Source organism: Candidatus Pelagibacter communis (genome assembly GCF_001180185.1).
GTDB classification, from domain to species: domain Bacteria; phylum Pseudomonadota; class Alphaproteobacteria; order Pelagibacterales; family Pelagibacteraceae; genus Pelagibacter; species Pelagibacter ubique_F.
The window spans coordinates 74,816-82,539 of record NZ_CVSS01000044.1 but is presented as its reverse complement, the minus strand read 5'-3'; the positions used below and the strand labels follow the sequence as shown (position 1 = coordinate 82,539).

Annotated in this window: 8 protein-coding genes and 1 other RNA gene; 3 read left to right on the top strand and 6 right to left on the bottom strand. The window is 30.7% G+C overall.

Going from position 1 to position 7,724, the window contains the following annotated elements; all coding sequences use genetic code 11:
* Positions 1-31 precede the first annotated feature (31 nt).
* From AMN95_RS03980 to hflK, 4 genes are read right to left on the bottom strand one after another with little or no spacing between them, the layout of a single operon-like run.
* Positions 32-1,273, bottom strand: coding sequence for a Do family serine endopeptidase (locus tag AMN95_RS03980; RefSeq protein ID WP_082256668.1), 1,242 nt, complete (start codon positions 1,271-1,273; stop codon positions 32-34).
* Between the two features lies 1 nt (position 1,274).
* On the bottom strand, positions 1,275-1,460 hold the full coding sequence (locus AMN95_RS03975; RefSeq protein WP_075522682.1) for a DUF2065 domain-containing protein: 186 nt from the start codon (positions 1,458-1,460) through the stop codon (positions 1,275-1,277).
* Positions 1,461-1,465: 5 nt separating this feature from the next.
* Positions 1,466-2,338, bottom strand: a complete 873-nt coding sequence (gene hflC, locus AMN95_RS03970) for a protease modulator HflC (RefSeq protein WP_075522681.1) — start codon at positions 2,336-2,338, stop codon at positions 1,466-1,468.
* A gap of 1 nt (position 2,339) precedes the next feature.
* Positions 2,340-3,446: an FtsH protease activity modulator HflK gene (gene hflK / locus AMN95_RS03965; protein ID WP_075522680.1), complete on the bottom strand. Its 1,107-nt coding sequence runs from the start codon at positions 3,444-3,446 to the stop codon at positions 2,340-2,342.
* Between the two features lie 50 nt (positions 3,447-3,496).
* On the opposite strand from hflK, the gene AMN95_RS03960 reads away from it, so the two are divergent.
* The gene (locus tag AMN95_RS03960; protein WP_075522679.1) at positions 3,497-4,321 is read left to right on the top strand and encodes an Mrp/NBP35 family ATP-binding protein; all 825 of its coding nucleotides are present in this window, start codon (positions 3,497-3,499) and stop codon (positions 4,319-4,321) included.
* Here AMN95_RS03960 and thyX read toward each other — a convergent pair.
* Complete coding sequence (gene thyX / locus AMN95_RS03955; protein ID WP_075522678.1) at positions 4,302-5,249, bottom strand: FAD-dependent thymidylate synthase; 948 nt, start codon at positions 5,247-5,249, stop codon at positions 4,302-4,304. The two genes, AMN95_RS03960 and thyX, sit on opposite strands and share 20 nt — an antisense overlap.
* A gap of 14 nt (positions 5,250-5,263) precedes the next feature.
* Positions 5,264-6,520, bottom strand: coding sequence for a PQQ-dependent sugar dehydrogenase (locus AMN95_RS03950; protein ID WP_075522677.1), 1,257 nt, complete (start codon positions 6,518-6,520; stop codon positions 5,264-5,266).
* Positions 6,521-6,522: 2 nt separating this feature from the next.
* On the opposite strand from AMN95_RS03950, the gene ssrA reads away from it, so the two are divergent.
* Positions 6,523-6,822, top strand: a transfer-messenger RNA (tmRNA) gene (gene ssrA, locus AMN95_RS03945).
* Positions 6,823-6,998: 176 nt separating this feature from the next.
* Positions 6,999-7,721 (top strand): formyltransferase family protein, encoded by a 723-nt coding sequence (locus AMN95_RS03940; RefSeq protein WP_075522676.1) that lies wholly within the window; start codon positions 6,999-7,001, stop codon positions 7,719-7,721.
* The last annotated feature ends 3 nt before the right edge of the window (positions 7,722-7,724 follow it).

Here is a 7,724-nt window from a genome sequence, read left to right as displayed (position 1 = left end):
ATTTCTTAGGATTTTTAAAATTTTTTCAAGATCATCTGGCAAATTTGCAGTGAAAATCATTTTCAATATTTGTAATTACTAATCCTCTAGTTTGATTAGGCAAATTTCTTTGTCTTATATCCTCATTATTTAATTTTCTAACTGTTATTTTTAATTTATCAATTCTATTTTCATCTGTTTGACTTTTTTCTGAAACTTTAAAATCTTCTGAAGTTTCTAATCTGCCTAATGTAATCTTTTTTATAATCTCTTTTTTGTTTCTCCAAATTTTTACATCAACTTTCTTACCAACTTCAGTTCGGGCAACTATAATTGGTAATTCTTTCATTTGGTTTATTTTTTCTCCATTAAATTCTAGAATAATGTCTCCAGCTTTAACTCCAGCTTTATCTGATGGGCTGTTTTCAGCAACGCTGGCAACTAGTGCTCCCCTCGGTTCATCTAAATTTTCTATATCCGCAATTTCTTTGGTGACATCTTGAATTCTTACACCTAACCATCCTCTTTTAGTTTCTCCAAATTCGATTAATTGATCAATAACAATTTTAGCGCTATTAGAAGGAATAGAGAATCCAATTCCTATAGAACCGCTTCTTCCAAGAATTGCAGTATTTATTCCAATCACATCACCTCTCATGTCAAACAATGGTCCTCCAGAGTTTCCAGAATTTATTGATGCATCAGTTTGTATGTAATCTTCATATCTAGAGAGACCAATAGATCTATTTCTTGCGGAAATTATTCCTGAAGTGACTGTTCCTCCTAATCCAAAAGGATTTCCAATTGCAATTACCCAGTCACCTATTCTAGCTTCATCTGAGTCCCCAAATTTAACTGGTATAAATTTTTCTTTAGTGTCTAGTTGCAGGACAGCAATATCTGACAATGGGTCAGACCCAACTACTGTTGCTTTATATTCCTTATCCCCATTCACTTTAACAATTATATCTTCTGCATCCTGGATAACATGATTATTTGTTACAACTATGCCTTTTTCATCGATTATAAATCCAGATCCTAATGCCGATGATTTTCTCTCTTGTGGTGTTCCAAATTCTTTAAACATATCTCCAAAAGGCGAACCAGGTGGAAATTGAAAAGGAAATGGATTTGAATTTGTAACTACTGTCTGAGTAGTAGAAATATTTACTACAGACGGCATCAATTTTTCTGCTAAATCTGCAAAGGACTCTGGAACACCTTTTGAATACGAGCTGACAGAGATACTTAAAAAGATTAAAATTGATATTAAGTAAGATTTTAATTTTATCATACTAACTTTTTAAATAATAAATAATCACAAATCCTATAATAGCAAAAGTTAAGCCGTAAGCCCTTAATTGACTGTCTTTTACTAATTCTAATTTTTTTAATATAACTCTCATTTTTGAAGGAAATAAGGCATACAACATTCCCTCAATGAATAATAATAAACCTAAAGCTATAGCTAGCTCTCTCATTAAAACTACTGCTGAATTTCAGGTTTTATGTTCCCAAAAAATTTAAAGAACTCTGAGTCTGGTGATAAAATAAGAGAAGTTTCTCCACCTATCAATGCTTTTTCATATGCCTGCATTGCCCTATAAAATGCAAAAAATTCTGGATCCCTTCCAAAAGCATCAGCGAAGATTTTATTTCGCATTCCGTCACCTTCACCTTTCATAATTTCAGATTGCTTTTGGGCATCAGCAAGAATTACCGTAACTTCTTTATCGGCAGTTGAAGTAATTGTTACTGCCATTTCTGCTCCTTTAGCTCTAAACTCTTTTGCTTCTCTTTCCCTCTCAGTTTGCATTCTTCTGTAAATTGCATCACTGTTTGCTTGAGGAAGATCTGCTCTTTTAATTCTTACATCTACAATTCTAATTCCAAAATTCTGCGCTTCATTATTTACACCCTCTTTAATCAAAGCCATTTGTTTTGATCTGTCCTTTGAAAGTAATGTTTGAAGTTCCTCTTGACCTAATACATTTCTTATTCTTGAGTTTATAATTGTAGATAGTCTTGATCTAGCTACTCTCTCATTTCCAACTGATATATAAAATTTCAATGGATCTATTATCTGAAATCTTGCAAATGCATCGACTATCAAACGTTTTTGATCAGATGCAATAACTTCCTCAGGTGGAGCATCTAAATTTAAAATTCTTTTGTCTAAATAAACTACGTTTTGAATAAATGGGATCTTAAAATTTAAACCTGGTTTCATAATAATTCTCTTAGGATCACCAAATTGTAAAATAATTGCTTGGTTTACCTCTTTAACGATAATTACAGATAGATAGGCTACGACACCAATCGCGACTAATAAGCCAACTAATATTTTTCCAGCTTTCATTTTAATTTGTCACTTTCTTTTTTAACTCTGGAAGAGGTAAGTATGGTACTACACCAGATCCTGCATTTTTTTCTATTATCACTTTTTCTATGTCTGCTAAAACTTTCTCCATTGTTTCTAAATACATTCTCTCCTGAGTAACTGCTTTAGCATTTTTGTATTCATCATATATAGATACAAACCTACTCGCCTCACCTTCGGCCTTGGCAACTACTTCTTTTTTATAAGCTTCAGCAGCTTGTAAAATTTTCGCAGCTTCACCACGAGCCCGTGGAATTACGTCATTAGCATATGCCTCTGCTTCATTTTTTGACCGCTCCATGTCAGCTCTAGCAGCTTGCACATCTCTAAAAGCATCAATTACTTGATCAGGTGGGTCTGCTTTTTGTGTTTGTACTTGAGTAATTTGTATTCCACTTTCATAATCGTCCAAAATTGTTTGAATAATGTCTTGAGTTTCAACTTCAATCTTTGATCTACCTTCTGTTAATATTGGTTGAATATCACTTTTAGCAATTACTTCTCTCATAGCAGTCTCTGCCGCTGCCTTTACTGTTCCTTCAGGATCTTGAATTTTAAATAAAAAATTTCCGGCATCTTTTATTACCCAAAAAACTGAAAAATCAATGTTAACAATATTTTCATCTCCGGTTAACATTAAGCTTTCTTGTGGAACATCAGCAACTCCACCGCCAGAAGAAAAACCACTATCTCTCTCCGATCTAAATCCAATATCAATCCTATTTACTTTTGTTACCTTTGGTGTTTGAACTGTTTCTACTGGAAACGGTATATGGTAGTTTAATCCTGGTTGAGTAGTTTTAACAAATTTGCCAAATCGTAATACTACACCTTGTTCATCAGGCAATACTCTGTAAAGACCACTTGCTAACCAAATAAAGCCTAAAATTATAATAGCTAAAATTATTGGCTTACCACCAGAAGATGCACTCCCTGGTAAAAATTTTTTAATTTTATCTTGTAATTCTCTTATTATTTTATCTATATCAGGTGGCGTGGGTCCTCTTCCAGAACCGTTACCTCCACCTCCACCTCCTGGAGGTGTCCCCCATGGGCTACCACCTCGTTGTTGAAAATCATCAGACATACATTATCTATATAGTGTGTTATTTACTAAAAACAAGTTAAGATCAGAATATGTCAGATAAAAAGCCCGAACTTAGTGCCGCAATGAAAAGTAAGGCGGAACCAAAGATTTTTAAAAAGAATCCAATAAATGGAACAAAATTTACAATAGCTATTTCAAGTGCAAAAGGCGGTGTTGGAAAATCTACATTTGCCACTAATCTTGCATTAGCATTAAAAAAAACTGGTTGCAAAGTTGGATTACTAGATGCAGACATTTATGGTCCTTCGATACCAAAGATGTTCGATATTAACGAAAAACCTAAAAGTGATGGTCAAAAACTTGAGCCTATTATCAAATATGAGATTCAATGTATGTCTATTGGTTTTTTAGCTGACCAACAAACACCTATGATTTGGAGAGGTCCTATGGTTACTAGCGCTATCAAAACTTTTACTCAAAAAGTAAATTGGAGAGATTTAGATTTTATCATTGTCGATATGCCTCCAGGTACTGGAGATACTCAGTTGACATTTTCACAGGAAATAAAAATGGATGGTGCGATAATTATTTCAACCCCTCAGGAAGTGGCTCTTCTTGATGTTAAAAGGGGTATAAAGATGTTTGATAAACTTGGTGTGAAAATTTTAGGTCTCATTGATAATATGAGTTTCTTCAAAGGTGATGACGGAAAAAATTACAAAATTTTTGGTGATGGAGGAGTTAAAAAAACAGCTGAAGAATTTAGTAAAGAATTTTTAGGTGAAATTCCAATAAACCCGGAGGTTGGTAAGTCAGGAGATAGGGGGAAACCAATTGTAGAGGCAGATCCAGATCATGAAATTTCAACAATATATATTAATTTAGCAAAAAAGATTAAATCAATTTATCTTTAAGACCAAAAGCTTCCATTAATTCATTCCACTCTCTTTTCGATAAATCTGAATTTTCTAAGGTAACATTCTCACCTTTAATTAATTTTATTATAATATCTTTTCCTTTATTAGACACTTCAGTTCCTCCAACTCTATAATCCATGAATGCCTCATAGGTTATTGGAACCCATTTTTTTAAAGTATCTAACATTATATCTGCATAAACTCTAATTTCATATTGAGCATGACTATCTGCTCTTAATCTTAAAAAATTCATTAAATTCAACAAATCTGTTTTCCAGTACCACTGTGTATAGGTATTTAAAGTTAAATTCATTCTTGCAAGTTCTCTAGCTAACCCCTTTTTTTTTTCATCTATTCTTGAACCATCATATCTTTCATTCAACATAGTTTCATAGTTATTATAAGTTCTTTCAGCATCTTTTTTCAAAAGATCTAATACTTCTTCGGCTTGCTCACCCTCAAGAACCTCACCTCTTCCTTGTCTGTTACTAGTTGATTGAGCAGCCAAATTATTTTTTGATGGTAAATAAAATTCTTTATCTAGAATTGAATATCTAGCAGAATATTCATTAACATTTGCTGTCCTATGTCTAATCCATTGTCTAGCTATAAATATTGGTAACTTAATATGATATTTAATTTCACACATTTCAAATGGAGTACTATGCCAATGTCTCATTAAATATTTTATTAAACCCTTATCTGTAGAAACTTGTTTTGTGCCTTTTCCATATGAAACTCTTGCTGACTGAACTATGGATGTATCATCACCCATATAATCAACGACCCTTACAAAACCATGGTCCAATGCTGGAATTGCATCATATAAAATTTTCTCTAATTCTATTGAAGTAACTCTTTTTGTCTCACTAGTTTGAAGCTGTTGGTTTTTAATTTCCTCTGATTGTTCTTTTGTAAGTTTCAAAAAAAATCCTATTGTTAATAGTTTTTTAGAATCCCTATATCGCCAGTTCTTTCCAAAGCTACAACAATAAAATTTAATTTATCAACATATTTAATATCTCTGATTCTCTCACCAATATATATTTTTTCCATATAAGTTATTTTATTAAAACTTTTATCCTCAAATTTAACTCTATAAATACTTCTTCCGTTCAAAGATGTTACTAAGGCACTAGATTGCCACTCTGAGTTGAATGTATCCGGTAATATTATTAATTGTGATATTCCAATAGACGGAACAAATGCGTAAAGCGGTTCTTCGAACCCATTATCCTTGTGGCTTTTTAAATATTTTAAATTTTTTTTTCTGTATGATTTTCCATAGGAAGCTATTGGCCAGCCGTAATTTTTCTTAAATTCAATTTTGTTTAATTCGTCTCCACCTTTGGGGCCATGTTCTGTAGATAATATAACATTATCCTTTGCAAAAAGTCCCTGTGCATTTCTATGTCCTTTGGAAAAAATTTGAAATTCTTTTGTTTTAATATCCATAAATAAAATTTTACCGAATATTGAATTATCATCTTGAGGTTTTTTTCCTGGCTTATCATTATCTGCATCTTGAGTACTGATTAAAAGACCTTCTTGATCATTAAAAATAAAATGTTCAAGTCGGCTTGTACCCATTCCAATAGTTATACATTCATCAAAAGATTTAAAAATCTCAAAAACTAATTTTTTTTCTATTTTAGCAGAATATATTTCAAGTTTTTTACAATCGTCATATTGAGTATTTGTTGTAACAAAAATTTTATTCCCCAAAACTAAGGAGTCAAAAATATCTCTACCACTGTTAAAATTTTTATTTATTTCATATTTTTCAGATTTAATTTTTTTATCTTTTGTATTTAATTCTGAAAAATTAATACTATAAAACTCATTATTTTTTCTTGTTACAATTAAGTTATCTTCATAAACATCAACATAAAAAGAGTTTCTATTTGTCTTTTTGTAATTGATTTTTTTTCTCTCTAAGTTGAGGTTTATATATTGAGTTTCTGGTAAAAATTTAACATTATAATCATTAAATAAATTCGAAAACGATCTTCTGCCACTTAAAATCATCACAGTAGATTTAATAAGATCTGGTAAGAGAAAAAATTTATTTAATATTATTGAATTAATCTTTGTTTGATATTTTGGGGTGTTCGCAGCTTTATCGAATATTACAATTGTTACACCAACAAGTAGAATGGCAATTATTATTGTTAAAATAAATTTTTTTTTAAACATTATTACTTGTATAATTAAGCATTTATTTTTATATTATATATGTTGGGTTTCCAACTATAACGATAAACGAATTTCGTAATAACCATTGCGGACGTGGGGGCAGTACCCACCACCTCCACCATTATGAATTAAGGGGGGTGAACTAGATTCGACGGGTGTCTAAAAGCTATTCTTTCGTTCGGAATTGTACCTCCGAAAAGGGCTACTTATAATTGCTAACGAAAGTTACGCACTTGCTGCATAATTAACTTTGTTAATTAAGTAGACGGGGTTCGGGGCACCTGGCAACAGAACGCCCCTCTTTCAATTTAGAATTTTTGTATATCGACAAACCTTATCTAAAATGTTCAACGAAGATTACTACGAAGTTTATACGAAGAAGTTTCCAAAAGTCTTTATTTTCTGTTAATAATGATTTAGTGGTCGTTCTACAGAGCGCCACTTATTTTTGTTACTAATGATGTATATTATCTAAAAAATGATTAATATTGGTATTATTACAAATACAGCAGATCAAATATTACCATTCTTGATTAAAGAAATAAAATCAATTTCAAGAATAAACCTTTACATTATTTTTGCTAAATCAAATAAAAATGGTAAAACTTTAGAAATATTCAAAGAGCGAACAGGTAATCATTTTGCTGATAAGAGAATTAAGCTCTCAGATTTTAAAATTCCAATTTATTTTGTGCCTTCACATAACTCTAGAAAATTTTACAAAATAATTAAAGATAATAAAATAAAATATCTTTATAATTCAGGAACACCTAATAAAATTAATTTTTCAACTTTAAGTAAAGTTAAAGGAGTAATAAATATTCATCCTGGGATATTACCAAAGTATAGGGGATGCACTTGTCCTGAATGGACATTATTTAATAATGATGCTTTGGGAATTACAGCGCACTTTATGGATGAAAATTATGATAGTGGGCAAATTATTAGATCTCAATATATAAAATTTAAAAAAAATCAAATTAAAGATTATAAAGATTTAAGAATAAGAATTTATCAATCTATAATAAATTTAGCTAAAAAAATTCTGTCAAATATTGCTAATAAAAAAGTTATTAAATTTCGAGAACAAAATACAGAAAATAGTAAATACTACAACGTGATAACTAAGAAAAAATTTAATAAAATCAAAATTGATATAAAAAGAAAAGTATATAAATTTCATTTAAAAAATTTAATTTAGTAA